This is a genomic window from Streptococcus australis (assembly GCF_040226615.1).
GTDB classification, from domain to species: Bacteria; Bacillota; Bacilli; order Lactobacillales; family Streptococcaceae; genus Streptococcus; species Streptococcus australis_E.
Window position 1 is genome coordinate 22,526 of record NZ_JBCOAT010000005.1, and the last position, 23,532, is coordinate 46,057.

At 42.3% G+C, this 23,532-nt stretch carries 21 protein-coding genes; 7 read left to right on the forward strand and 14 right to left on the reverse strand.

Going from position 1 to position 23,532, the window contains the following annotated elements:
- Window positions 1-129: 129 nt before the first annotated feature.
- From ABT997_RS05750 to asnA, 10 genes are all read right to left on the reverse strand, one after another.
- Window positions 130-753: an HAD-IA family hydrolase gene (locus ABT997_RS05750; protein WP_129822755.1), complete on the reverse strand. Its 624-nt coding sequence runs from the start codon at window positions 751-753 to the stop codon at window positions 130-132.
- Between the two features lie 5 nt (window positions 754-758).
- Window positions 759-2,042: an MATE family efflux transporter gene (locus ABT997_RS05755; protein WP_129822756.1), complete on the reverse strand. Its 1,284-nt coding sequence runs from the start codon at window positions 2,040-2,042 to the stop codon at window positions 759-761.
- Between the two features lie 122 nt (window positions 2,043-2,164).
- A complete protein-coding gene (gene thrC / locus ABT997_RS05760) occupies window positions 2,165-3,649 on the reverse strand; it encodes a threonine synthase (RefSeq protein ID WP_154854769.1) in 1,485 nt (494 codons plus the stop codon).
- Between the two features lie 189 nt (window positions 3,650-3,838).
- A complete protein-coding gene (gene nrdG / locus ABT997_RS05765) occupies window positions 3,839-4,435 on the reverse strand; it encodes an anaerobic ribonucleoside-triphosphate reductase activating protein (RefSeq protein WP_154854766.1) in 597 nt (198 codons plus the stop codon).
- Window positions 4,436-4,439: 4 nt separating this feature from the next.
- The gene (locus ABT997_RS05770) at window positions 4,440-4,940 is read right to left on the reverse strand and encodes a GNAT family N-acetyltransferase (protein WP_154854763.1); all 501 of its coding nucleotides are present in this window, start codon (window positions 4,938-4,940) and stop codon (window positions 4,440-4,442) included.
- A 45-nt stretch (window positions 4,941-4,985) separates the two neighbouring features.
- Entirely contained in the window at window positions 4,986-5,126 is a 141-nt protein-coding gene (locus ABT997_RS05775) for a hypothetical protein (protein WP_154854760.1), read from the reverse strand.
- A gap of 12 nt (window positions 5,127-5,138) precedes the next feature.
- Complete coding sequence (gene nrdD / locus ABT997_RS05780; RefSeq protein WP_350018948.1) at window positions 5,139-7,349, reverse strand: anaerobic ribonucleoside-triphosphate reductase; 2,211 nt, start codon at window positions 7,347-7,349, stop codon at window positions 5,139-5,141.
- A gap of 125 nt (window positions 7,350-7,474) precedes the next feature.
- Window positions 7,475-9,256 carry an MFS transporter gene (locus ABT997_RS05785; RefSeq protein ID WP_350018949.1) on the reverse strand — a complete coding sequence of 594 codons (1,782 nt, stop codon included), beginning with the start codon at window positions 9,254-9,256 and terminating at the stop codon, window positions 7,475-7,477.
- 157 nt (window positions 9,257-9,413) lie between these two features.
- Window positions 9,414-10,688, reverse strand: a complete 1,275-nt coding sequence (gene hisS / locus ABT997_RS05790; protein ID WP_129270518.1) for a histidine--tRNA ligase — start codon at window positions 10,686-10,688, stop codon at window positions 9,414-9,416.
- Window positions 10,689-10,878: 190 nt separating this feature from the next.
- Window positions 10,879-11,871, reverse strand: coding sequence for an aspartate--ammonia ligase (gene asnA, locus ABT997_RS05795; protein WP_048692049.1), 993 nt, complete (start codon window positions 11,869-11,871; stop codon window positions 10,879-10,881).
- Between the two features lie 403 nt (window positions 11,872-12,274).
- Between asnA and ABT997_RS05800 the strand changes: the two genes are divergently transcribed.
- Window positions 12,275-13,951: an Ig-like domain-containing protein gene (locus ABT997_RS05800; RefSeq protein WP_350018950.1), complete on the forward strand. Its 1,677-nt coding sequence runs from the start codon at window positions 12,275-12,277 to the stop codon at window positions 13,949-13,951.
- Between the two features lie 327 nt (window positions 13,952-14,278).
- Entirely contained in the window at window positions 14,279-14,860 is a 582-nt protein-coding gene (locus ABT997_RS05805; RefSeq protein WP_238656768.1) for an Ltp family lipoprotein, read from the forward strand.
- Window positions 14,861-15,587: 727 nt separating this feature from the next.
- On the opposite strand, the gene ABT997_RS05810 is transcribed toward ABT997_RS05805, so the two are convergent.
- The 3 genes from ABT997_RS05810 to rpmF form a co-directional block, all read right to left on the reverse strand.
- The gene (locus tag ABT997_RS05810) at window positions 15,588-16,055 is read right to left on the reverse strand and encodes a DUF1643 domain-containing protein (RefSeq protein WP_350018951.1); all 468 of its coding nucleotides are present in this window, start codon (window positions 16,053-16,055) and stop codon (window positions 15,588-15,590) included.
- Between the two features lie 180 nt (window positions 16,056-16,235).
- Window positions 16,236-16,385, reverse strand: a complete 150-nt coding sequence (rpmG, locus tag ABT997_RS05815) for a 50S ribosomal protein L33 (RefSeq protein WP_001265622.1) — start codon at window positions 16,383-16,385, stop codon at window positions 16,236-16,238.
- A gap of 15 nt (window positions 16,386-16,400) precedes the next feature.
- Window positions 16,401-16,583, reverse strand: coding sequence for a 50S ribosomal protein L32 (rpmF, locus tag ABT997_RS05820; RefSeq protein WP_003009516.1), 183 nt, complete (start codon window positions 16,581-16,583; stop codon window positions 16,401-16,403).
- A gap of 237 nt (window positions 16,584-16,820) precedes the next feature.
- On the opposite strand from rpmF, the gene ilvD reads away from it, so the two are divergent.
- A complete protein-coding gene (gene ilvD, locus ABT997_RS05825; RefSeq protein ID WP_006597056.1) occupies window positions 16,821-18,524 on the forward strand; it encodes a dihydroxy-acid dehydratase in 1,704 nt (567 codons plus the stop codon).
- 48 nt (window positions 18,525-18,572) lie between these two features.
- Here the strand turns inward: ilvD and ABT997_RS05830 are convergent, their stop codons facing one another.
- Window positions 18,573-18,914, reverse strand: a complete 342-nt coding sequence (locus ABT997_RS05830; RefSeq protein ID WP_006595245.1) for a metal-sulfur cluster assembly factor — start codon at window positions 18,912-18,914, stop codon at window positions 18,573-18,575.
- Between the two features lie 771 nt (window positions 18,915-19,685).
- Between ABT997_RS05830 and ABT997_RS05835 the strand changes: the two genes are divergently transcribed.
- The 4 genes from ABT997_RS05835 to ABT997_RS05850 all read left to right on the forward strand — a co-directional run bounded on the left by ABT997_RS05835 (window position 19,686) and on the right by ABT997_RS05850 (window position 23,367).
- Window positions 19,686-20,858 carry a CynX/NimT family MFS transporter gene (locus ABT997_RS05835; RefSeq protein ID WP_154854741.1) on the forward strand — a complete coding sequence of 391 codons (1,173 nt, stop codon included), beginning with the start codon at window positions 19,686-19,688 and terminating at the stop codon, window positions 20,856-20,858.
- A gap of 378 nt (window positions 20,859-21,236) precedes the next feature.
- Window positions 21,237-21,551: a YdcP family protein gene (locus tag ABT997_RS05840; protein WP_000420682.1), complete on the forward strand. Its 315-nt coding sequence runs from the start codon at window positions 21,237-21,239 to the stop codon at window positions 21,549-21,551.
- A gap of 15 nt (window positions 21,552-21,566) precedes the next feature.
- On the forward strand, window positions 21,567-21,953 hold the full coding sequence (locus ABT997_RS05845) for a YdcP family protein (RefSeq protein ID WP_000985015.1): 387 nt from the start codon (window positions 21,567-21,569) through the stop codon (window positions 21,951-21,953).
- A gap of 28 nt (window positions 21,954-21,981) precedes the next feature.
- Window positions 21,982-23,367, forward strand: coding sequence for an FtsK/SpoIIIE domain-containing protein (locus ABT997_RS05850; RefSeq protein ID WP_000813488.1), 1,386 nt, complete (start codon window positions 21,982-21,984; stop codon window positions 23,365-23,367).
- The last annotated feature ends 165 nt before the right edge of the window (window positions 23,368-23,532 follow it).

Genomic DNA, 23,532 nt, shown 5'->3' on the forward strand with positions numbered 1-23,532 from the left:
ATGGTTTTATTATATCGGATTTATCTTAAAGATTTCTTAAGGAATTATTTCATTTCCAAAACAAATTGTTTACGGATTCTTTTCATAGCGCCATTCCAGCAACAAAGAAGCCTAGCTTTGTTAAATAAGTTAACTTTTTTCTTCTTCAAAATAGAGGCGAATGTCATCCAAATGACGAATCGCATGATTGACATCCGGCTTGTAATCCAAAAAATTAATACTCCCGATTCTTGCATTGTCTGCCAGATCAACATCCAAGGTTCGATCTCCAATATAATAGGTCTCACTCCGATCCAGTTGATACTTATCTACTAGATAATCGACTCCTTCTGGATCTGGTTTTCTTCGAAAGCCATTGTCCGTTGTGACAACCTCTTGGAAATAGGATAAGATCCCTAGATCTTCCAGAATTGGATAAGCATTTTTCCCCTTGTGGGTATAGACGAATTGGACAATCCCTTCCTCTTTGGCCCAAGCTAGAATGTCTCTAGCTCCTGACATCAGATGCACTTGGGCATTTTTCTCACGCAGGCTAGACGCGCGATAACGATTCATTTCTTCCGCATCCAAACCATGTTCTCTAGCCACTTCTTCAAGAAGTGCCTGGACGGATTGTTGAAGGATAAAGGCATGGACCACTTCTCGATCAAAGTCCAAAGAGTAATGCGCATAAGTCTCAGCAATCCCATCTAAAATAGCTTCATAAGAATCCAAAAGAGTTCCATCCAAATCCCAAATAAAAGCTCGTGTCATACATTTTATTCCTTCCATGTCCGATGATAGAGTGTTTTTAAGAAAATCCAGCGAAATCCATTGTCCAAAAGGGTACCAGCCCAAATCCCTGGCAAGCCCCAACCGAGGCTAACCCCCATCAGATAACCTGAGCCAATCCGAATCACCCACATGCCGATAGTGGTCGCATAGAAGGGAAGACGCGCGTTGCCTAACCCTTGCCAGACCGCGGTATAGATGACGGTCCCAGCTGTCAGAGGCGTTCCAAGTAAGGAGAACAAAATGACGGATAAGGAGGCAGCAAGGGCTCCTGGATCCTTAGTGTAAAGGGCTGTCAAAGGACTTCCAAACAAGAAGATGGTAAGGGCGAGGGGAAGCATGGTGAGAAAGGAAATCCAAAAACTCCTACTGATGATTTGCTTGATCCCTTGTAAATCATTCTGTCCCAAACTTTTGGCGACCAACATGACTGTCGCTGTCGCAATCCCAAAGACCGGCATATAGTTGAACTGGGTCAAGACTTCCCCAATAGCATTCCCAGCTACCGCTCTAGTACCAAAAACGGCCACCATAGCAATGATGACAATATCCCCTGCTCGCATCATGAGGCGCTCACCAGCAGCAGGCAAAGCAAGGGAGAGCAAGTCTCGATCCAAGCCCCAACGAAAAGGAGCAAAGGGAAGTTGAACCTGACGCCAGAGCAAGAAAGCCCCTAATAAGCGAGAGAGAACCGTTCCTAAGGCAGCCCCGGCGATGCCCAGCCCAAAAACAAAGATCAAGATGCTCGATAATAGAGCATTCAAAACATTGGTCAACAAACTGACATACATGGGTAGTCGCGGGTTATGGGCCACACGGACTAGGGCTCCCAAGGTCGTCATCAGACCTAAAAGCAAAATACTTCCTCCGACAAGGGATAAATAAATTCCTCCGGCTTCTGCAACCGCTGCTTCAACCCCCAAGAGGGCAATCAATTCCTTGCCAAAGCAGAGGGATAAGACCCCCAAGATACAACTTAATAAAACCGTGACTTTAATAGATTCAGTCGCCTGACGAGCTATGGCTTTCTGATCTTTTTGTCCCATACTTTTAGATAAGAGACTCACGACCGCTGCTCCAAGAGCGATAAAAATAGCTTGGTAAATCGTAATGATATTGCCTGCAACGGATACACCCGATACAGCTACTAAACCCAACTGAGCAACCAAGTAGCTATCTACCATCCCCATGAGCATTTGGAGAAAGTTTTCTCCGATGGCTGGAAGGGCAATTCTTAAAATTTGTCGATCTACTTGTTGTTGACGTGACACACTTTCCTCCTGATGAAAAGAAACTCAGCTAGTTGCCTAACTGAGTTCTGCTTGTAGAACTATTGTGAGATTTATTCAGTCAAGTCCTAGAGACTTCTGCTTTCTAATTTTGGGACTCCCACTTACAATCCCAAATAGGCTTCAACTGCAGCCTGCATATCTGTTGCTGCAACAGTTGTCTTGTGACGAACTGGAGCAGTTTCGAGACCATCCACTGCTGGTGGCAAGGCTACACCTGAGATTTCATGTAATTGAGCCAAGGCTTCAAAGTCGCTCAAACCTGATTTCCCTGTTACAGCTTCCACCGCAACCACTGGGAATTTGTAAGGACTAGCTGTTGATGCAATTACGGTCTTGGCCGCATCGCCTGTCGCTGCTTGGTATTTTTTATAAACTGCTGAAGCAACCGCTGTATGAGGGTCCTCAATATAAGAATCTGACTCATAAACACGCTTAATTTCTGCTGCTGTTTCCGCTTCCGTCGCATACTCAGCTGCAAAGAGGTCCAAAATCTCTGCATCAAAGTCTGTCAATTCATACTGACCTTGCGTATTCAAGGCATTCATGAGTTCAGCTGTCTTTTCAGCATCATTTCCCAAAAGATGGAAAATCAAGCGCTCCAAGTTTGAAGAGACCAAGATATCCATAGATGGGCTAGTGGTTACCTTAAACTCACGCTTCTTGTCATAAACACGAGTTTTAAAGAAGTCTGTCAAGACATTGTTGTCATTTGAAGCACAAATCAATTTGCCGACTGGTAGGCCGATTTGTTTAGCGTAGAAGGCAGCCAAGATATTTCCAAAGTTTCCTGTCGGTACAGTGAAGTTAACCTTGTCACCAGCATTAATCTCGCCAGTTTTAACAAGCTGAGCGTAGGCATAAACATAGTAGACAATTTGTGGTACCAAACGGCCGATATTCATAGAGTTGGCTGATGAAAATTGCAACTTGTTGGCTGCCAATTTCTCACGAAGGGCCACATCGTTGAACATATGCTTCACGTTGGTTTGTGCATCATCAAAGTTTCCATCAATGGCGATGACATGAGTATTATCACCAGTCTGAGTGGTCATTTGCAATTCTTGCACCTTGCTGACACCGTCTTTTGGATAAAAGACGATAATTTCAGTACCTGGTACATCTGCAAAGCCTGCCATGGCAGCTTTTCCAGTGTCCCCAGATGTTGCTGTCAAGATGACAATCTTGTTTTCCAAGCCATGTTTCTTAGCAGCAGTTGTCATAAAGTATGGCAAGATAGACAAGGCCATGTCTTTGAAGGCAATAGTTGAACCATGGAAGAGTTCCAAGTTGTATTGGCCATCAAGCTTAACAAGAGGGGCAATGGCTGGTGTATCAAACTTGCCGTCATAGGCGTTGGTGATACAGTAGTCCAACTCTTCTGCTGTGAAATCATCCAAGAAGGCTGACAAGACCAGCTTAGCCACCTCTTGGTAAGAAGCATCTTTTAATGTGTCAAAATCCAAATCTACCTTTGGATAGCTCACTGGAGTAAACAAACCGCCATCTGTCGCCAAACCTTGCAAAATCGCTTGGCTGGCTGTTACGGTATTTTTCGCATCACGCGTTGATTGATAAACTAATGTCATGTCAATTTCCTCATTCTGTTCCTTAAATGTACGAGTTAGATTACTCTAACTTTCGTACAATCTATTCCATTATACCATGAATCCTTCTGAATTTTATCAGTGAGAATGAAATTGTCTGAAAAAGAGCCCACTTCTTGCAAACTGAAGAACCACGAAACCTCCATCTTTATAATGGCTATCCGAGTCTTGCTAGTCTCTTTTTATTTGCTCATAGGAATCCTTGCCGTCATTGAGCTTGTCCCAGATGACAACTTTTCCTTCTTTGAGAGATTGTTGAACATCGATGATCCGTTGGTTGGAAGAGCCTCGGAACTGCAACATGAGGTTGCGTTTGCTCTTATCATAGCGTCCATCGACCAGAATATCAATCAGCGAAAGCAGTTCTAGTTTGTCCGGTGTCTCCAACATCATTTCTTCCCAGGTATAGCCGGTCCAAGACCAGATATCCTTGTCAGGCAATTCTCTTTTCACACGCTTGACCAAAGGCAACAGGATGCCAGTATTCAGAAAAGGCTCTCCCCCAAGTAGGGTCAAGCCCTGAACATAGGGTTGGGCCAGATCGGCCATGATCTGCTCTTCCAACTCTTTGGTGTAGGGAATACCCGCCTTGAAAGACCAGGTCGCTACATTGTAACAGCCCTCACAGTGAAACATGCAGCCGGCCACATAAAGGGAGTTGCGGACCCCTTCGCCATCGACAAAGTTGAAAGCCTTGTAGTCGATGATCCGACCTTGACTCAGTTCTTCACTCTTCCACTCGCCTGGTTTTGGTGTATTCCATGTCATCCTTCTACTCCACCTCTATCCAATACCGTTCGGTACCATTTCGCACATCCTCCAATTGGCCTCCATTGGCTAAGATAACAGCTCGGCTTGCTGGATTTTCTGTGCTACAAGACACCAGAGCACGATGGATGTTCTTATCTTTGGCCACTTGTAGGCCTTGACGAAGAGCTTCCTTGGCATATCCTTTGCCCCTTTCAGAAGGACGGATGGAATAGCCAATATGGCCAGCATGATTCAGTAAGCCCTCATTTAGTCTCAGCCGTAGATTCAAAAAACCTAAAGCATGGCCTGATTCATCAAACAAAACGAACTGAATTGATGGAACGCGATTTTCCAGCAATCCTATTCCCATTTCTTTATTATGGCTAGTTTCCAACCACTTTTCGTAGTCAAAGTTCTCAGTATCCCAAAATCCTCCATTGTGGGTCGATTGGGTCTCTTCGAACTCTGCCATCATGTTTAGAATGGTTTCTTTATCTGCTAATGTTGGTCTGCGTAATTCCATCTTTACCTCCCCCCATACGAGAAAAGCGAGAGCGAACTCTCACTTTTATTTTTTCTTAGCTTTTTTTAAAAATTGCTCTCTCAGGCTGGTCACCCGGTCTTTTTTATTGATTCCACCTGTCGAATGTTTCTCGTGGAATCGTTGAACCTGGGCCTTGCCCTTATCGTCTAGTTGGTATTTTCCCATAATCTTCCTTTTCTAATCTGTCACTTGGTGTCCAGCTGATTTAATCGTGGACCCATTCATGTGTTTGACCCGCGCAGCGATTTCCTTATGACGTCCATTAACCATCGGACGGGCTTGAGGATTTCCTAGATAGCCACAGGTCCGTTTGACCACATCGACCGTCTTAGGATCACTATTGCCACAGTTTGGACAGGTGAAGCCCCGCTCGGTTGGTGTGAAATCCCCTTCAAAATCACACTTGTAGCAACGGTCAATTGGTGTATTGGTTCCGAGATAGCCGACCCGGTCATAAGCATAATCCCAAACCGCTTCAAGGGCTTTTGGATTTTGTTGGAGTACTGGGTATTCACAATAGTGGATAAAGCCACCGGAGGCCCCTGCTTCTGGATAGACTTTTTCAAAATCCAGTTTCTCAAATGGAGTTGGGTTCTTGCGAACATCGTAGTGGAAACTATTCGTGTAATATTCCTTGTCTGTGATATCCGGAACCTGACCAAATTTCTCCGTATCCAGGCGACAGAAGCGATCTGTCAAGCTTTCTGACGGCGTCGAATAAATCGAGAAGTGGTAGCCATACTGGTCGGACCATTCTTCGACCCGCTTCTTCATATCCTTGATGATGGCGATTGTAAATTGTTTGGCTTCTGGATTTGCTTCCCAATTTGGACCATAAAAGACGGTTGCAACTTCATAGAGTCCGATATAGCCAAGAGAAACAGTTGCTCTGCGATGACAGAAGAGCTGATCTACCTGATCGTACTTGCCCAAGCGTTTCCCGAAAGCCCCATATTGGTAGAGAATCGGCGCATTAGCTGGTGTCGCTTCTTTGGTGCGTTCCACCCGGTAAACCAAGGCATCTTCAGCGATGTTCATCCGTTCATTAAAAATTTCCCAGAACTTTTCTTTATTCCCTTCTGACTCCAAGGCAATCCGAGGGAGATTGACTGTCACAACCCCTAGGTTCATCCGACCAGAATTGACTTCAACGCCATTTTCGTCCTTCCACCCTTGGAGGAAAGAGCGACAACCCATGGGCACCTTGAAGGAACCCGTCAACTCGACAATCTTGTCATAAGACAAAACGTCTGGGTACATGCGCTTGGTCGCACATTCCAAGGCCAACTGCTTGATGTCGTAGTTGGGACTACCTGGTTCTAAGTTGAGGCCTCTTTTTAAACTGAAAATCAACTTAGGGAAAATAGCGGTCCTGTGTTCTGAACCAAGTCCCTTGATTCGAATTTCCAGAATGGCCTTTTGAATTTCCCGTTCGAAGCGATTGGTTCCAAGACCAAAGCCAAGCGAAGTAAAGGGCGTTTGCCCATTTGAGGTAAAGAGGGTATTGATCTCGTACTCCAAGGACTGCATGGCATCATAGATGTCCTTTTTCGTTTTCTGCCAAGCATAGTCCTCGCGTTTTTCAGGGAGAACCCACTCCTCTGCATCTTTCAAGTGCTTCTGATAATTCTTTTCTGCATAAGGAGCCAAGACCTCGTCGATCCGGTCTGCTGAGCAACCCCCATACTGGCTAGAGGCTACATTGGCAATGATTTGCGAGATCTGAGCCGTTGCAGTTTGGATGGACTTAGGACTTTCTACTTCTGCATTCCCAATCTTAAAACCATTGCGTAGCATGCCTTCAAAATCGATCAAACAACAGTTGGTCATCGGAGTGTAAGGACTATAATCCAAATCATGGTAGTGGATATCCCCTTTTTGGTGGGCATTGGCTACGTGTTTGGGCAACATTTTAAGACCAATAGACTTGCCGACAATTCCTGCTGTCAAATCGCGCTGGGTATTAAAAACGTCGCTGTCCTTATTGGCATTTTCATTAACGACAGCTTGGTCCTTGTTGAGTAGCTTGCCGATGGTAAAGTTGATATCCGTTGCCTTTGAGCGCTCAAAATCACGCTGCGTGCGATAGGTAATATAGCTCTCGGCAATCGCATATTCATTGGCTTGCAGCAACTCGTGTTCAACGACATTTTGAATCTCGTAGATTTTTACGCCACGAGGGAAGCGTTCCAAAATTTCAGCCACAATCCGGTCTGTTACGGTTTCTAATTTCGCTTCCAAGGCTGGAGTGAGACCGGCCACTTCTTCTGTCGCTTTGACCAAAGCACGGTAAATTTTATCGACATCAAACTTGACCTTCCGCCCATCTCTCTTTTCCACAAAGAGTTGGGGGAGACTTTGGATATGCTCTTCTCGTAACGTTATCATACGCTCGCCCACTTTCTTTTTTATACAAATAGAATTCACTCCATATTATATCACTCAAAAATAAAAAATCAATATCTTGTGGCACAAAATGTTATTTCATTTCAAAACCACAAGATATTGATAGTCTATTTATATTGGTACAAGGTATACTGGGAACCTTTCTGGTTCACTTTTTCATAATTTTTAGTTAAAACTTTTTGCAGAGCAGACGTTACATCTAGGTCCTTATTGACCACAATAAACTTCGGCTTGTCTTGCTTAATCTGATTAATCAGATTGGTTCGATTTTCCCTCGGACCTAGATAGGCCGTCGGAGTTAGGAGGGACGAAGATGCCAGGCGACCACTTTCCTGATAGAGATGGGCCGTCTGATCCCAAGCATAGATGGTATCCTTGGAATCACTATGACTCTTGATATAGTGGGCAATGGTGCTTCGTTCACTCGCTAGGTTGTTTTGGAGAACAAATTGATTCACAACTGGATAGCCAACTAGATAAGCCATTGCCAAAAACGGTAAGAAGGCTTGACTGGAGAAATAAAGGTCCCAGATAGAATTGTTCTTCATCTTCCGGCGCTGATAAGTGGACTCTTCTCCCGCAAACCAAAGAGCGAACAAAGGGAGACCAAAAGGCAAGAAGCTAAGGAACTGATAGGCCCCTTGCTCTGGTGTCCCAACCACAACAGTGGCAACCAGCAGAAGACCAAACCAACTCATAAACCGAATCACACGTTGACCGCTTGTCGATACTTTTCGGAAAGACATGACGAAAGCTGAAGCGAAACCAAGGGTCAACAGCAATAAACAGTAATAAACCAGGTTGGCAAATAGGTGCCCCACATCAAACTGGAGGGAGCGGAGACTATATAAGGTCTGATGAATTGCATACCCAAAGGAGCCGTTCCACACAGTGATGTAGCCTAAGGGATAGAAAAGAAGAGAGAATCCCAAGAGGGCAGCAAGGAATTGATAGAAGCCGTGGGAAAATTTCTTTTGCTTCACATGATAGGCTGTCAATCCAAGGAAGGCAAGCAGATAAAAAATCACACTCAGCCATGGCACCATCATAAATACCAAACAGGCTCCTGCGCCATAAGCGACAAAGGATTCATCTGTTTTCTCACCCTCTAGATAAGCGAGAATGAAATTCATAGAGCCAAATAGGAAGGGTAGGGCATAAAAGACAGCGTAATTGCCGCCAAATCCAAGCACTCCAGCAAGTAGGTAGAAGAGCAGCTGGACTTGTCCTGCAATTTTTTCACTTGCAACTAAGCTTCTGACCATCCGATACAGGCTCGTCCCAGCAAAAAAGTAGGCTAAAATCTGGAAGACCACCAGGAGAACTTGACCTCCTACCAAACTTCCTAAACCGCTGATCCCGTAGTAGAGCAAGCCATTGACCCCAAAGAAATGACCATAGGGAACTTGACCTTGAGACATTGCCCAACCGGCATATAAGTCCTGGGTTTGCTGATTGGTCGCCAGTAAGTTGATAAAAGGAAGGGCTACATGGACCAGCCCAAGTAGGACACTAAGAGCAATTGGTAGTGACAAGGGAACTGGTCGCTTAATGGCATAGCGCCCCAACGACTTTTCATCTTCTTGCTCTTCTAATGTCTCTTCTACATCCTCTTGGTCTTTCGATCTCGCTTCAACCTTCTCTTTGCGACGATGACCAGATTGTGATAGGCGACTTAGAGTTCCGGTCGAAGCTTCTGTTTCCACCGCTTCTCCAGCAACCTGGCTCTCTTCCTGGTTCTGCTCTGATTCCACCGGTTGACTAGCCGTCAAAACTTCTTCTTCCCGGCTAATTGATTGTTCCAATACCTTTCGTAGCTCTTGAGTATCTTGAAAATTGGACCCGACACTCAAGCCAAGTTTATGCGATTCTTTTTCTTTTTCACTCATACCGTGTTTTTTCCTTTACTAGAATTGCAAGTGCTAAAGGGCACATGCATACCCTACTAGTATATCAAAAATGGGCCCAGCTGTCAGCTTTCTCCACAAGGAGAAAGTAGAGGACATGCAAAAAGACTGACACCTTCTCGGCATCCGTCTTTTCTTTTTATAGTTGATTCAAAATAGTCTGAAAATCTTTTTTTACTTCTTCGATGGACGTGGTCATTTCCTGGCGAGTCTGGTTGTTTTTGACGGTGATTTGCCCACTTTCAACCTCGCTACCACCTAAGGCAATGATAGTTTTGGCCCCAAAGACGTCAGCTGACTTGAACTGAGCCTTCAACTTACGGCCTAGGTAATCACGTTCTGCGATGAAGCCTTGACGACGAAGGGCCTGAACCAATTCCAAGGCAGCTACTTCTGCTTCTGAACCCAACACAGCAATGTAGACATCCAATGACGTCTCAACAGGAAGCTCAACTCCTTGTTTATCGAGGATCAACAAGAGACGCTCAAGTCCCATCCCAAAACCGAAACCTGGTGTTGCTGGTCCACCAAAATATTCTACCAAGCCATCGTAACGACCTCCCGCACAAACGGTCAACTCATTCCCATCTACTTCTGTCACGAACTCGAAAATTGTGTGGTTGTAGTAGTCTAGGCCACGTACCATATTGGTATCGATGACATAGTCAATTCCGAGACCGTCTAGCATAGCCCGTACGGCATCAAAGTGTGCCTGGCTTTCTTCGTCCAAGTAGTCTAGGATAGATGGAGCATTCTCAACCGCTTGCTTGTCTTCTTTTTCTTTTGAGTCCAAGACGCGGAGCGGATTTTCTTCTAGACGACGTTGACTATCTTTTGAAAGTTGGTCCTTCATTGGAAGGAGGTAGTCGATCAAAGCTTGACGGTAAGCTGCCCGACTGGCTGTGCTACCAAGGGTATTCAAGTGGAGGACGACATTTTCAATTCCAATTTCTTTGAAGAATTGGTCAGCCATGGCAATCGTCTCGACGTCTGTGGCTGGATTGCTAGATCCAAAACACTCTACGCCAATCTGGTGGAATTGACGTAAACGGCCAGCCTGAGGGCGCTCATAGCGGAACATAGGACCGATATAATAGACCTTGCTTGGTTTTTGAACCTCTGGTGCAAAGAGTTTATTTTCAACATAGGAGCGGACCACTGGTGCTGTCCCTTCCGGACGCAAAGTGATATGACGATCACCCTTATCATAGAAGTCGTACATCTCCTTGGTCACGATATCCGTTGTATCCCCTACTGAACGACTAATCACCTCGTAATGTTCAAAAATAGGTGTGCGGATCTCTGCGTAATTGTATTTTTTAAAGGTTTCGCGAGCAAATCCTTCTACATATTGCCACTTAGCGGATTCCTGTGGCAGGATATCTTGGGTTCCTTTTGGTTTTTGTAATTTCATAGATACCACTCCTTTGCTTGCTTTGTACTATTTATTTTATCATAATTTCTAGTCCGTGACAGCGCTCAAGCGATAAAATCAGCCTACAAGCGCATCAGGAATAGAAAAAGGGAACTTCTCCAGCCCATAAAAATCGAGCCCGCATCACATGCAAGGCTCGATTTCTTTCGTTTCTTTACTTTCAACTATCTTATAAGATATTTTCATATTGTTCGCGAACTTCCTGCGGCCAGACGCTGGTTTGGACTTCTCCGATATGTTTCTTACGAAGCAAGAACATAGCCATCCGCGATTGACCAATCCCACCTCCGATAGTTAGTGGAAAGAGTCCATTCAAGAGCGCACGGTGCCATTCCAATTCTAAACGATCCTGATCTCCTGTAATAGCAACCTGGCGCTTGAGGGTGTCTTCATCAACCCGAATCCCCATAGAAGATAATTCGAATGCCGCCCCTAAGTTATCATTCCAAACAAGGATATCCCCATTTAAGCCCTTGTAGCCATTTTCGGTTTCTGTTGTCCAGTCGTCATAGTCTGGTGCCCGTCCATCGTGCGGTTTGCCATCTGATAAGACGCCACCAATCCCAATCAAAAAGACAGCTCCATATTCTTTGGTGATGGCATTTTCCCGTTCTTTCGGCGTCAAGTCAGGATAACGCTCTACCAACTCTTCTGTGTGGATAAAGGTGATTTGCTTCGGCAGGATTGATTCAATATCATAGCGAGCTTCGACAGCTAACTCTGTTAGACGAATGGCCTTGTAGATTTTTTCAACCGTTTCCTTCAAGTAGGCTAGGTTACGGCTCCCATTTGGAATGACCTTTTCCCAGTCCCATTGATCAACATAAACTGAGTGGGTCGCATCCAAAGAATCTTCATCTGGTCGAAGAGCCTTCATATGGACGAAGAGACCTTCCCCTTCCCCAAAGCCAAATCGCGCTAAGGTATGACGCTTCCATTTTGCAAGGGAATGAACCACTTCATAAGTTTCATTAGGAATTTGCAAGACCTTTACAGAGACAGGGTTTTCCACTCCGGATAGGTTGTCCTGCATTCCGTCTCCTACCTTGCTCAAGATTGGACCTTGAACTTCGACAACTTCTAGTTTGTCTTTCAAATATTGGGTAAATGTTGTTTTTACAAATGAAATTTCTTCTTGTTGGTGAATAAAACTCTTCTTCATAGAGACTCCCTTTAAATAGTATGGTTTTGATTATACGCTTTTTTAGAGAAAAAGCAATACTTACTGCTTCAAAAAGAGGGTTTTGAAAGCTATTTCAAGATCGTCTCCTTTCAACTATTTAACCTATCTATTTTATACTCATTTTTATTTTAACAATCAAAGTTATACTGTTGAAATAAGGTGCTTTTTGTGCTACAATCTATCTAAGAAGACGATCTTGTGATTGTTTGAACAAAGGGAGGATTTTATTCTTAACAACACCATAACTAACAACCGATTAACCTGTCGCAATACCGTGTCGTTTAATAACGACTCCATCTTTTGGAAACCTACTGATCGTCTTAGTTGAACTAAGAGTAGGATTGTTTATTAAACACCCATTTTATGAAAAAGGAAGAAATTTATGGATAAAAAGAAATTTTGGATTTTCCCATTTGTTTTTTGTTTACTAGCCACCCTATTCACTTTAGGTTTGAATAGATCTTCTGCTGAAACATCGACTGTTTCGGTAACAGGAAAATTTGCGGACACGATTACCAGTGTCAACGTCACCAATAACGAAGGTGGAGATCTCACTTGGGAGTTGGAGCAATGGGCTACTTTCCGAATTAATGCCACCTACGATTTAGCTGGAAAAAATGTCAAGGCAGGGGACACCACCGTCGTGACTGTGCCAGATGCCCTCATCATTTCTTCAGACAGCTTCGAGATTCGAGATGTTAACACCAACGAGGTCATCGCTCATGCAACCGTAGATGCTGCAAAAAAATCGATTTCCCTCACCTATACAGACTATGTTGAAAAACACTCTGACACAAACGGCTCCTTCTTCTTCTATGCACGAATTGATTTCAAGAAGCACCCTGAAAAAGGAGAAGTTCCGATTGAAATCACCATTAACAATGAACTAAAAATCGGTGGAAAGGTGACTTTCAAAGGCGTTGGAGACGGTAATCCCAAAGTCTTGACAAAGACAAGCTGGGTCAATTCAGAAGATCACAAAACGGTATCTTATACCATTTCTGTCAACCGAACCAAAGAAAATATCAATAGCGTGACCATCGAAGACCATATGAAATTCACCAACGCTTCTTATGTACCTGGTAGCATCAAGGTGGTGAAAGGGACCTTTGCCTTTGTTGAAGGTGAGTGGCAATTTAGCAACCGAACAGATGTCACTGACCAACACAAGGTGACGATCAGTGAAGACGGTCAATCTTTTGTAATTGACTTAGGCGACATCACTGAAAACGATCAATACCGTATTTCTTATGATGTTCAACTTAACTACCAACCTGCAGATGGCGAACTCCTAAAAAACGATGCAATCTTAAAAGGTAAAAATACAGAGGTGAAACAAGTAACCAATGCTGCAGCTGTACAAATCGCTGGTGGCTCTGGTGTCGGTTATGTATTTACCATCAATATCCACAAAGTAGACGATGCCAACCAACCCCTTCAAGGTGCCAAATTCAAGGTCGTACGCCAGGCAAATAACCAAGTCATCGGTGAGTATGTAACCGACGAAAACGGGAACATTACAGTCAATGCCTTGTTAAAAGATAAATATATCTTAACTGAAACAGAAGCACCGGCAGGATACAGTATTAAATCTGCAGATACGGAAGTCAATGCTGAAGATTTCGGAGCCGATCACTCAGTAACTAAAACGATCGTAAATCCGAAGGAAGAAACAACCACTACTACTACAACGACTACAACCACCACAACTACTACTTCAACCACTACAGGTGAAACAACAACTACGACTACAACTGAAGAACCGACTACATCTTCAACTACTACAACCAAAGAAGATAAAACCACTTCAACCACTACAGGCGAAACAACAACAACTACGACTACAAGCGAAGAACCGACTACAACTTCAACGACAACTCCTACTCCAACACCAACTCCGTCATCTTCAACAACTGAAGGTACCGGCGATGGCAAAGGTAAAGGTCGGAAGAAAGTTCTCCCAAGTACAGGTGAAGTCGCAGCTACTGGATTCATTGTCCTAGGAGCAGTTGTTCTATCAGGGGCTATCTTATTGAAACGTAAACTTTCAAACCAATAAACCTAACTAAATCGAAACCTCTAGCTAATGGCTAGAGGTTTTTTTGTCTAGCTTAATTTGACAAATGATTGTATAAAAAAGAACATTTTGTTATCACTCATAGTATCACCCCGATATCATCATTGATATCACTATAATATCATGGCTTACAGTTTTGAAAAAAGATTTTTCTAGATATGGTTATCAGGATTATAAAACACAACTTGAAATTTAATTTGTAATTTCAAACAAACTATTGCTTTTTAATCACACATATATTATAATCAATATAGTAAACAAAAATGTGCAAGACTGAACCACATTAAAAGCTGACAAAAGGGAAATATTATGAAGAAGATTACTACATTTGCCCTCATTGGGCTTTCTGCGATTGCTTTAACTGCTTGCTCTCCAAAATCTGATAGCAACTCATCTTCAAAAGGTTCTGAAGCTAAGACTGAACAGAGTTCAGCTAAAAAAGATGATAACGTATCAACTGAATTCAAAAACGCTCTTAAAAAAGCTAAATCTTACGCTGACACAATCCACCTTTCAAAACAAGGAATCTTAAAACAGCTTACTGAGTTTGAAAAATTCCCAGAAGATGCTGCTCAATATGCCGTTGATAATCTCGATGTAGATTGGAATGAAGTAGCCATCGAAAAAGCTAAATCTTACGCTGACACAATCCACCTTTCAAAAGAAGGAATGAAAAAACAGCTAATTGAGTTCGAACAATTCACTGAAGAAGAAGCAACATATGCTGTCGATAACGCAAAAATCAACTGGAAAGAACAAGCCTTGGCCAAAGCAAAATCATATCAAGAAACACTTGCTCTATCAACAGAAGGGCTCAAAGATCAATTGCTTAACTTCGAGAACTTCACTGAAGAAGAAGTTAATTATGCTCTCGAAAAACTAGACAAATAGAAAAGAAGCAGGATTTTCCTGCTTTTTCTATTTGTCTATAGATAGTTACATCTAATTTGTGTTTAATGCATTTAAAAGATTATAAGTGAATATCCTTCCTAGAAATATCTTAAATAAGTGATTATCTTGTAAACCACAAGATATAGATTTTATAAAAATAAAAAAATCAGAAACCCTTGATATAATGCTTTTTTAATTGATCACAAATACAACATGTTGTGTTTTTTCGTTTATTTGCTTTTTTTTTATGCTCAAATTAGCAACCAAAAAGAGAATTTTTCAAAAGCTTGTTGTATAATATAAATATAGCTACGAGGCGGTGGCATCAATCATCTAGAAAGTTGGTGATGCGTATGAAATACACATCGCTCTCAAGAGGAGCGTCCCATTCGAATTAAGGATGAAAGGCGTGTAAGCAGATGACTGCTTATGAGTTGATAATGGTCGTGATTGCGATCATATCATTGCTCAGACAAAAAAAGGACTAAAAAGTCCATTAAAAAAATCGCCTTTTCAAAGGCGATGCGAACAATATGAGCCACTGCAAAGTAGCTATCCAAAGAGAACTGGGCCAACAGTTCTCTTTTTTCTTTACAATTATTGTAGCACACGTGCAGAACAAAGGAAAGGAAAAAGGTGACCTATTTTCTTTTTTCTGACGAAATATTGCATTTTCGAGTGCATTTTTCTTTTTTCAGAAAAAGATCTATTTTTCGGAAAAACGATATTAGAAATTGAATGGTATTGGATTAATATCTCTAGAGAGTCTAAGGGGATGATGTGGGGTTCCATTCTTGTTTTTCTGAAGGCAATAGAGATTTGGTACTAGTTCTTTAATAATTTTTTCCCTATCCATGTAAGTACCATTGTTTCCCCAGCAAGCAATTATTAAATCAGACTGTTTTACACATTCTAAAATATAATGATCATTATCTTTTCCTATAGGATCATCAATTAAATATATTTCTTTCGGATAAGTACTTCTAAAAGCAAATAAATTAGCCATAAGTAAAGTCCCATATCCCCAATCTTTTGCAAAATTTATGCATCTAGTAACTGTAGGATCATCAATATTTTCATCTGCTATTGAAGGGTTTAATCCAATAAATAAAACTGTAGGTTTTGTAGAGTCCCAAGTTCGAGACAGTGTGTAACGATAAATTTTGTCTTTAGATATATTAGCTTTCTTTTCCACGATTGTTTCTCCTTTTTTATATTATATACTATTGATTAAAAACATAGCTAAACTAGGTGAGAAAAAGGTAGAGAAAAAGGTAGAGTTTGAATTGAAATACAGTGCAATATATCGCATTTGGCAAAAAGAAAAAACGCTTGAGATCAGCGTTTTTCTTATGTATTGATTCGTATTGAACCCCTACTTAACTTCTGTAAACACAACGTGTTTGCGAAGTTTTGGTGAGTATTTCTTCAATTGAAGACGGTCTGGAGTGTTACGTTTGTTTTTAGAAGTAAGGTACAAGCGTTCACCAGATTCTTTGTGTTCAAGTGTAATATTTACGCGCATGGTATCTCCCTTCTATTATTCAGCTGATGCAGCTTTAGCGATCTTACGTCCTTTGTAGTATCCTTTAAGTGATACACGGTGTGAACGTGAGTAATCTCCAGTTGCTTCGTCAAAGTTTACAGATGGAGCTGTTACTTTGTAGTGCGTACGACGTTTGTTTTTCTTCGCTTTTGATGTGCGACGTGCAGGTACTGCCATTTCGTTTTTCTCCTTTTAAGATATAAATTCAATTAGGTTTGATTTTCATCAACTTTAACAGTATAACAAAACTTTTTTGTAAAGTAAAGTTACTTGACAACTTTTTTCAAATAATTTCTTTCATCCTCTATTCTCCATCCTCACTCTGTTAAATTGTCTGAAAATTCAAGAATTTTCTTCTGTCGTTGGGTCGTAAATTGTGCTATAATAATAAAAAATACGATGAGAGGGAATCAGATGACAGAATTAGATACACGCCATCGCAGTAGCGTCTATGACAGCATGGTCAAGTCCCCTAACCGGGCTATGCTTCGGGCAACTGGGATGACAGATGAAAACTTTGAAAAACCAATCGTAGGGGTGATTTCTACTTGGGCTGAAAACACACCTTGTAACATGCACCTTCATGATTTTGGAAAATTGGCCAAAGAAGGTGTAAAAGATGCGGGAGCTTGGCCGGTCCAATTCGGAACTATTACGGTTGCGGATGGGATTGCTATGGGAACGCCTGGGATGCGCTTCTCCTTGACTTCTCGTGATATCATAGCAGACTCTATCGAAGCGGCTATGGGCGGTCACAACGTGGATGCCTTTGTAGCCATCGGGGGTTGTGATAAGAACATGCCTGGTTCGATGATCGCCATTGCCAATATGGATATCCCAGCGATCTTTGCCTATGGTGGGACCATTGCACCGGGTAATCTGAACGGCAAGGATATTGACTTGGTTTCTGTTTTCGAAGGGATCGGGAAATGGAACCATGGTGATATGACTGCTGAAGAAGTGAAGCAACTAGAATGTAATGCCTGCCCAGGCCCTGGTGGTTGTGGTGGTATGTATACGGCCAACACCATGGCGACAGCGATCGAGGTCCTTGGGATGAGCTTGCCAGGTTCCTCTTCTCACCCTGCTGAATCAGCTGATAAAAAAGCCGATATCGAAGAAGCAGGTCGTGCAGTTGTCAAAATGCTTGAAATGGGACTGAAGCCATCTGACATCTTGACCCGTGAAGCCTTTGAAGATGCGATTACAGTGACCATGGCGCTGGGTGGATCCACCAATGCGACTCTTCACTTGCTGGCGATCGCTCATGCGGCCAATGTGGATTTGACCCTTGAAGACTTCAATGATTTCCAAGAGCGTGTGCCTCACTTGGCAGACTTGAAACCTTCTGGTCAATACGTCTTCCAAGACCTTTACAATGTCGGTGGTGTGCCAGCCGTCATGAAATACCTTCTTAAGAATGGTTTCCTTCACGGGGATCGCATCACATGTACTGGTAAAACGGTGGCTGAAAACTTAGAAGCCTTTGCTGATTTGACACCAGGTCAAAAAGTCATCATGCCACTTGAAAATCCAAAACGTGCGGATGGACCATTGATCATCTTGAAAGGGAACTTGGCTCCAGAAGGGGCAGTTGCCAAAGTATCAGGTGTTAAAGTGCGTAACATTACTGGTCCTGCTAAGGTCTTTGACTCCGAAGAAGCTGCCATTGAAGCGGTTCTTTCGGATGAAATCGTGGATGGCGACGTTGTTGTTGTTCGTTTTGTAGGACCTAAGGGTGGTCCTGGTATGCCGGAAATGCTGTCCTTGTCGTCTATGATCGTTGGGAAAGGCCAAGGAGATAAGGTTGCCCTCTTGACAGACGGACGCTTCTCTGGTGGTACTTACGGTCTCGTTGTCGGACACATCGCACCTGAAGCCCAGGTCGGTGGCCCAATCGCCTACCTCCACACTGGTGATTTGGTTACAGTTGACCAAGATACCAAAGAAATCACCATGCACGTCTCAGACGAAGAGTTGGCGAAACGGAAGGCTGAAACAACCTTGCCACCACTCTATAGCCGTGGGGTTCTCGGTAAATATGCCCACACGGTATCCTCTGCTTCACGCGGTGCCGTGACAGACTTCTGGAATATGGAACAGTCTGGTAAACAATAAGATATGAAAAAACTCACTTTACGAATTTGTAAAGTGAGTTTTATTGATTTATCGCGGTGGAAGCCCAAGGGCGATGCGCCCATAACGGCTGATCCGGGTAATTTTCCAGGCGGGCGACCAGGTTACTTCTACTTTGACGTCTTCAATACCGTCAATTTCTTTTAGGCGGGCGACGATTTCGATAGGTAAACTTTCCGCACAGTCACAAGCGGTATCGGTAAAGGTCATGACTACCTTGCAAGTCCCTTCCTCATCCAGATCCAACTCATAAATCAAACCGAGGTTGTAGACGTCCAATTCAACATCGGTATCAAACACAAGCTCTAACTTTTCAATCAATTGTTTCTCCAGTGCTAGGGCACGGTCGTTAATCTTGATATCCTCTCTCATCTCGCTATCCTTTCCCTCCTTTAATGAAGACTATTTTCTCACAATTCTGACAATAATGCAAGTTCACCTAGAATGAGATCGAATGACAGCTACAAATCAAACCATCAGTCTTAAGACTGATTTATAATTACAGGAACTTATCTTAAGTTTTCTTTAAGTTTTCCGATTTATACTAATACCATCAAATGAAGACCTCCTAACTTTGTTTGATAGAAAATCCTAAACTTTTTCATAATAATCTCCCATAAAGGCCACCAAATCAGGTGGCTTTTTTTATGGGAGTGAGACAGAACAATTTTTTAAAATTGTTCGTTGTCTCACCCCCGCACAGTTGATTAGGTAATCTTTGGAGCTATAAGAGCGAACAAAGATACCAATCAACCACTGCGTTATGTAATTATTACTAAATCTATTTCATCTAACCAAGCCTGATAGGGACGTGGACGAGCTTAGGTACATTGACGCAGTTCGAACGCTAGTGAGAACTACGATCTTAAAAAATTAATGAGGTGAACTCGGAGAGTCCAACCAAATTTAGAGAAATGGACGCAGTTTGAGCGGAGATAATTAGACTCCTATAAAAAGGATGTGTGAAGAAAGTTTTAAAACCTTCAAAAAATTTTTTCAGCTCTATCTTTCTATTGTTTCCTATATTTGTAGGCGAAACAGCTATTTTACGGGCTTTATTCCCCGATAATTCCTTTTGCCTCCACCAAGTTCTTGTGCTATAATGATACGGATGCTGTTCATTTTCGAACAAGGAGGTACATTATGAAACAAAGCCATTCACGTTTTCTCATTCCAGGGATCCTTTTACTAGGAGTGGTCTTGCGGGCCCCATTTACGACCCTCTCCACTGTCTTATCAGATATTGCTGCTAGCTTTGGTGTCGAGGTGAGTTCTCTCGGCCTTTTGACGAGTCTCCCCCTCCTAACCTTTGCTATTTTCTCTCCTTTTGCTACTAGCTGGGCGAGACGCTTTGGGATTGAGCGACTCTTTCTCGGAGTTTTGATCCTGATGACGATTGGATCTGCTCTACGCACCATCAATCTGCCTCTCCTCTATGTGGGAACTCTTTTGATTGGTGCTGCGATTGCCTTTATCAATGTCCTTCTACCAAGCTTGATCCAAGCCAATGAGCCAAAACGTCTTGGCTTCTTAACAACCCTTTATATCACAGCAATGGGCTTGTCTACTGCGGTAGCTTCTTCTGTTGCTGTTCCTATCACTCAAGCCACCTCTTGGCAAGGCCTAGTCTGGGTGCTGACCGTTGTCTGTGCGCTTGCACTTGTGATCTGGCTCCCCAATGCTCGTCACAATCATTATTTGAAAAAAAGCTCCTCTTCTAATGAAAATAAGACTAGCTGGTATAAGAATGGTAAGGTCTGGGCTATTATGCTCTTCTGTGGTCTACAGTCTCTCTTGTACTATACGACGATGACCTGGCTTCCTACCATGGCAACCCAAGCTGGTATCGATCAAGCCAATGCAGGAATTTTAGCATCTGTATTCACCCTGATGAGTCTTCCTTTCTCTATGACTATTCCAAGTCTCACCACCAGCCTTTCTGAACGAAACCGTCGCATCATGCTGATAACGACTGTTTTAGCTGGTTTTACTGGAATTGCCATGCTGTTACTAAAGACAGACAACTTCATTTACTGGTTGATCCTGAATATCTTGATCGGAAGTTTTACGAGTATCTTATTCCCTTACCTCATGGTTACCTTCTCCATGAAGTCTAGCTCTCCTGAGAAAACTGCTCAGCTCTCTGGACTGGCTCAAACGGGAGGATACGTCTTTGCTGCACTTGGACCTATCTTATTTGGTTCAAGCCAACAAATCTTCCACTCTTGGACACCCGGGATTCTTATTCTTCTTGTTGTTGCTTTGTTTATGAGTATGGCTCTCTATCAAGTTGAAAAATCTGATACCATCCTTTAATCCGCTAGGTCCCATTGAGCAATGGGATCTATTTTTTTTAATAAAAATAGCATAAAAATCTAGTTATCCGCATAAAAACTGGACTTATCACACTTTATCAAGGTCAAAACCACTCAATTTACTACTAATTTACTACTTATGAATGAGCTTTGATACGACGATTTATCCTTGAAAAGTGAAGATATAAAGATACTTCCAATAAAATTTGAATATTTAATAGGTAGACACTTCAAAAAATGAGGTGTCTATTTTTTTACCCGATTTTGAAAGGAAGTGAACTTATGAAAACAAAAAATCAAGAATCAAAAGGTCGTTCCCCACTCTTTAAGACCATCAAACATTCATTCAGCCAATAAAAAAGAAAGGATAGGTAAAAATATGGAACTTAAATTTGTGATTCCCAACATGGAAAAAACATTCGGCAATTTAGAATTTGCTGGCGAGGATAAAGTCGTTCAGCGAAGAATCAACGGACGGCTAACTGTCTTATCAAGAAGCTATAATCTCTATTCTGATGTTCAAAGAGCAGATGATATTGTGGTGGTGCTTCCTGCTGAAGCTGGCGAAAAACATTTCGGCTTTGAGGAACGTGTGAAGTTAGTCAATCCACGTATTACCGCAGAGGGCTACAAAATCGGCACTCGTGGTTTTACAAATTACCTTTTACATGCTGACGACATGATAAAAGAATAAAGAAAGAGAGGAAAAATGATGAGATTAGCAAATGGCATTGTATTAGATAAAGACACGACTTTTGGAGAATTGAAATTCTCTGCTCTACGTCGTGAAGTGAGAATCCAAAATGAAGACGGGTCGGTTTCAGATGAAATCAAGGAACGTACCTATGACTTAAAATCCAAAGGACAAGGACGCATGATTCAAGTAAGTATTCCTGCCAGCGTGCCTTTGAAAGAGTTTGATTATAACGCACGGGTGGAACTTATCAATCCCATTGCGGACACCGTTGCTACTGCCACCTATCAAGGAGCAGATGTTGACTGGTATATCAAGGCAGACGATATTGTGCTGACAAAGGATTCTAGTTCATTCAAAGCTCAACCACAAGCAAAGAAAGAACCGACACAAGACAAATAGTCGCTAGGTAGAAAGGAGACTTTTTCGCATGAAACAGCGTGGTAAAAGGATTCGCCCATCTGGTAAAGATTTAGTCTTTCATTTTACGATAGCGTCACTCCTGCCTGTTTTCCTGCTGGTTGTCGGACTGTTTCATGTGAAGACAATCCAGCAGATCAACTGGCAGGATTTTAACCTATCACAAGCAGATAAGATTGACATTCCCTATTTAATTATCAGTTTCAGTGTCGCAATTCTTATCTGCTTGCTGGTAGCGTTTGTATTCAAACGGGTTCGCTATGATACGGTTAAACAACTTTACCACCGTCAAAAACTGGCAAAGATGATACTTGAAAACAAGTGGTATGAATCTGAACAGGTCAAAACAGAGGGTTTCTTTAAAGATAGTGCTGGTCGTACAAAGGAAAAGATAACCTACTTCCCTAAAATGTATTATCGACTTAAAAATGGCTTGATACAGATACGGGTGGAAATCACGCTGGGAAAATATCAAGACCAACTCTTACACTTGGAAAAGAAATTAGAGAGTGGCTTGTACTGTGAGCTGACGGATAAAGAGTTAAAGGATTCCTATGTGGAATATACTTTGCTCTATGACACCATAGCCAGTCGTATTTCTATTGATGAAGTAGAAGCTAAAGATGGTAAACTTCGCTTAATGAAAAACGTATGGTGGGAATATGATAAGCTCCCTCATATGTTGATTGCTGGTGGTACAGGTGGCGGTAAAACTTACTTTATACTGACACTGATTGAAGCCTTGCTTCATACAGATTCAAAACTGTATATTCTTGACCCGAAAAATGCTGACCTTGCGGACTTAGGTTCTGTGATGGCAAATGTCTACTATAGAAAAGAAGACTTGCTTTCTTGCATTGAAACATTCTATGAAGAAATGATGAAACGTAGTGAGGAAATGAAGCAGATGAAGAACTATAAGACTGGCAAAAATTATGCTTACTTAGGTCTCCCGGCACACTTCTTAATCTTTGATGAATACGTCGCTTTCATGGAAATGCTGGGAACAAAAGAAAACACCGCAGTTATGAATAAGCTGAAACAGATTGTCATGTTAGGTCGTCAAGCTGGCTTCTTTCTAATACTGGCTTGTCAACGTCCAGACGCAAAATATTTAGGCGACGGAATCCGTGATCAGTTTAATTTCAGAGTGGCTTTAGGTCGTATGTCTGAAATGGGCTATGGCATGATGTTTGGCAGTGACGTACAAAAGGATTTCTTCTTAAAGCGAATCAAAGGTCGTGGCTATGTTGATGTAGGAACAAGTGTCATATCAGAGTTTTATACTCCCCTTGTACCAAAAGGATATGATTTCTTGGAGGAAATTAAAAAGTTATCCAACAGCAGACAGTCCACGCAGGCGACGTGCGAAGCGGAAGTCGCAGGTGTGGACTGATCTTGCTGGCTGGTGTGGCAATAGCCACGCCAGCACTTAACCCCCCGTATCTAATTCCGAGAATCGATTTGAAACGAAAAAGAATGCTGATAAATTAACATTCTTTTTAAGTATTCTTTGATAAAAAATAGATGTTTTGTCTGTTTAGCTACCAAAAAGCTACCA

Coding starts and splice junctions, on each gene's coding strand:
- ABT997_RS05750 (WP_129822755.1), bottom strand. CDS start 753: ATGACACGAGCTTTTATTTGGGATTTGGATGGAACTCTTTTGGATTCT.
- thrC (WP_154854769.1), bottom strand. CDS start 3,649: ATGACATTAGTTTATCAATCAACGCGTGATGCGAAAAATACCGTAACA.
- nrdG (WP_154854766.1), bottom strand. CDS start 4,435: ATGACATGGAATACACCAAAACCAGGCGAGTGGAAGAGTGAAGAACTG.
- ABT997_RS05770 (WP_154854763.1), bottom strand. CDS start 4,940: ATGGAATTACGCAGACCAACATTAGCAGATAAAGAAACCATTCTAAAC.
- ABT997_RS05775 (WP_154854760.1), bottom strand. CDS start 5,126: ATGGGAAAATACCAACTAGACGATAAGGGCAAGGCCCAGGTTCAACGA.
- nrdD (WP_350018948.1), bottom strand. CDS start 7,349: ATGATAACGTTACGAGAAGAGCATATCCAAAGTCTCCCCCAACTCTTT.
- ABT997_RS05785 (WP_350018949.1), bottom strand. CDS start 9,256: ATGAGTGAAAAAGAAAAAGAATCGCATAAACTTGGCTTGAGTGTCGGG.
- hisS (WP_129270518.1), bottom strand. CDS start 10,688: ATGAAATTACAAAAACCAAAAGGAACCCAAGATATCCTGCCACAGGAA.
- asnA (WP_048692049.1), bottom strand. CDS start 11,871: ATGAAGAAGAGTTTTATTCACCAACAAGAAGAAATTTCATTTGTAAAA.
- ABT997_RS05800 (WP_350018950.1), top strand. CDS start 12,275: ATGGATAAAAAGAAATTTTGGATTTTCCCATTTGTTTTTTGTTTACTA.
- ABT997_RS05805 (WP_238656768.1), top strand. CDS start 14,279: ATGAAGAAGATTACTACATTTGCCCTCATTGGGCTTTCTGCGATTGCT.
- rpmG (WP_001265622.1), bottom strand. CDS start 16,385: ATGCGCGTAAATATTACACTTGAACACAAAGAATCTGGTGAACGCTTG.
- rpmF (WP_003009516.1), bottom strand. CDS start 16,583: ATGGCAGTACCTGCACGTCGCACATCAAAAGCGAAGAAAAACAAACGT.
- ilvD (WP_006597056.1), top strand. CDS start 16,821: ATGACAGAATTAGATACACGCCATCGCAGTAGCGTCTATGACAGCATG.
- ABT997_RS05830 (WP_006595245.1), bottom strand. CDS start 18,914: ATGAGAGAGGATATCAAGATTAACGACCGTGCCCTAGCACTGGAGAAA.
- ABT997_RS05835 (WP_154854741.1), top strand. CDS start 19,686: ATGAAACAAAGCCATTCACGTTTTCTCATTCCAGGGATCCTTTTACTA.
- ABT997_RS05840 (WP_000420682.1), top strand. CDS start 21,237: ATGGAACTTAAATTTGTGATTCCCAACATGGAAAAAACATTCGGCAAT.
- ABT997_RS05845 (WP_000985015.1), top strand. CDS start 21,567: ATGATGAGATTAGCAAATGGCATTGTATTAGATAAAGACACGACTTTT.
- ABT997_RS05850 (WP_000813488.1), top strand. CDS start 21,982: ATGAAACAGCGTGGTAAAAGGATTCGCCCATCTGGTAAAGATTTAGTC.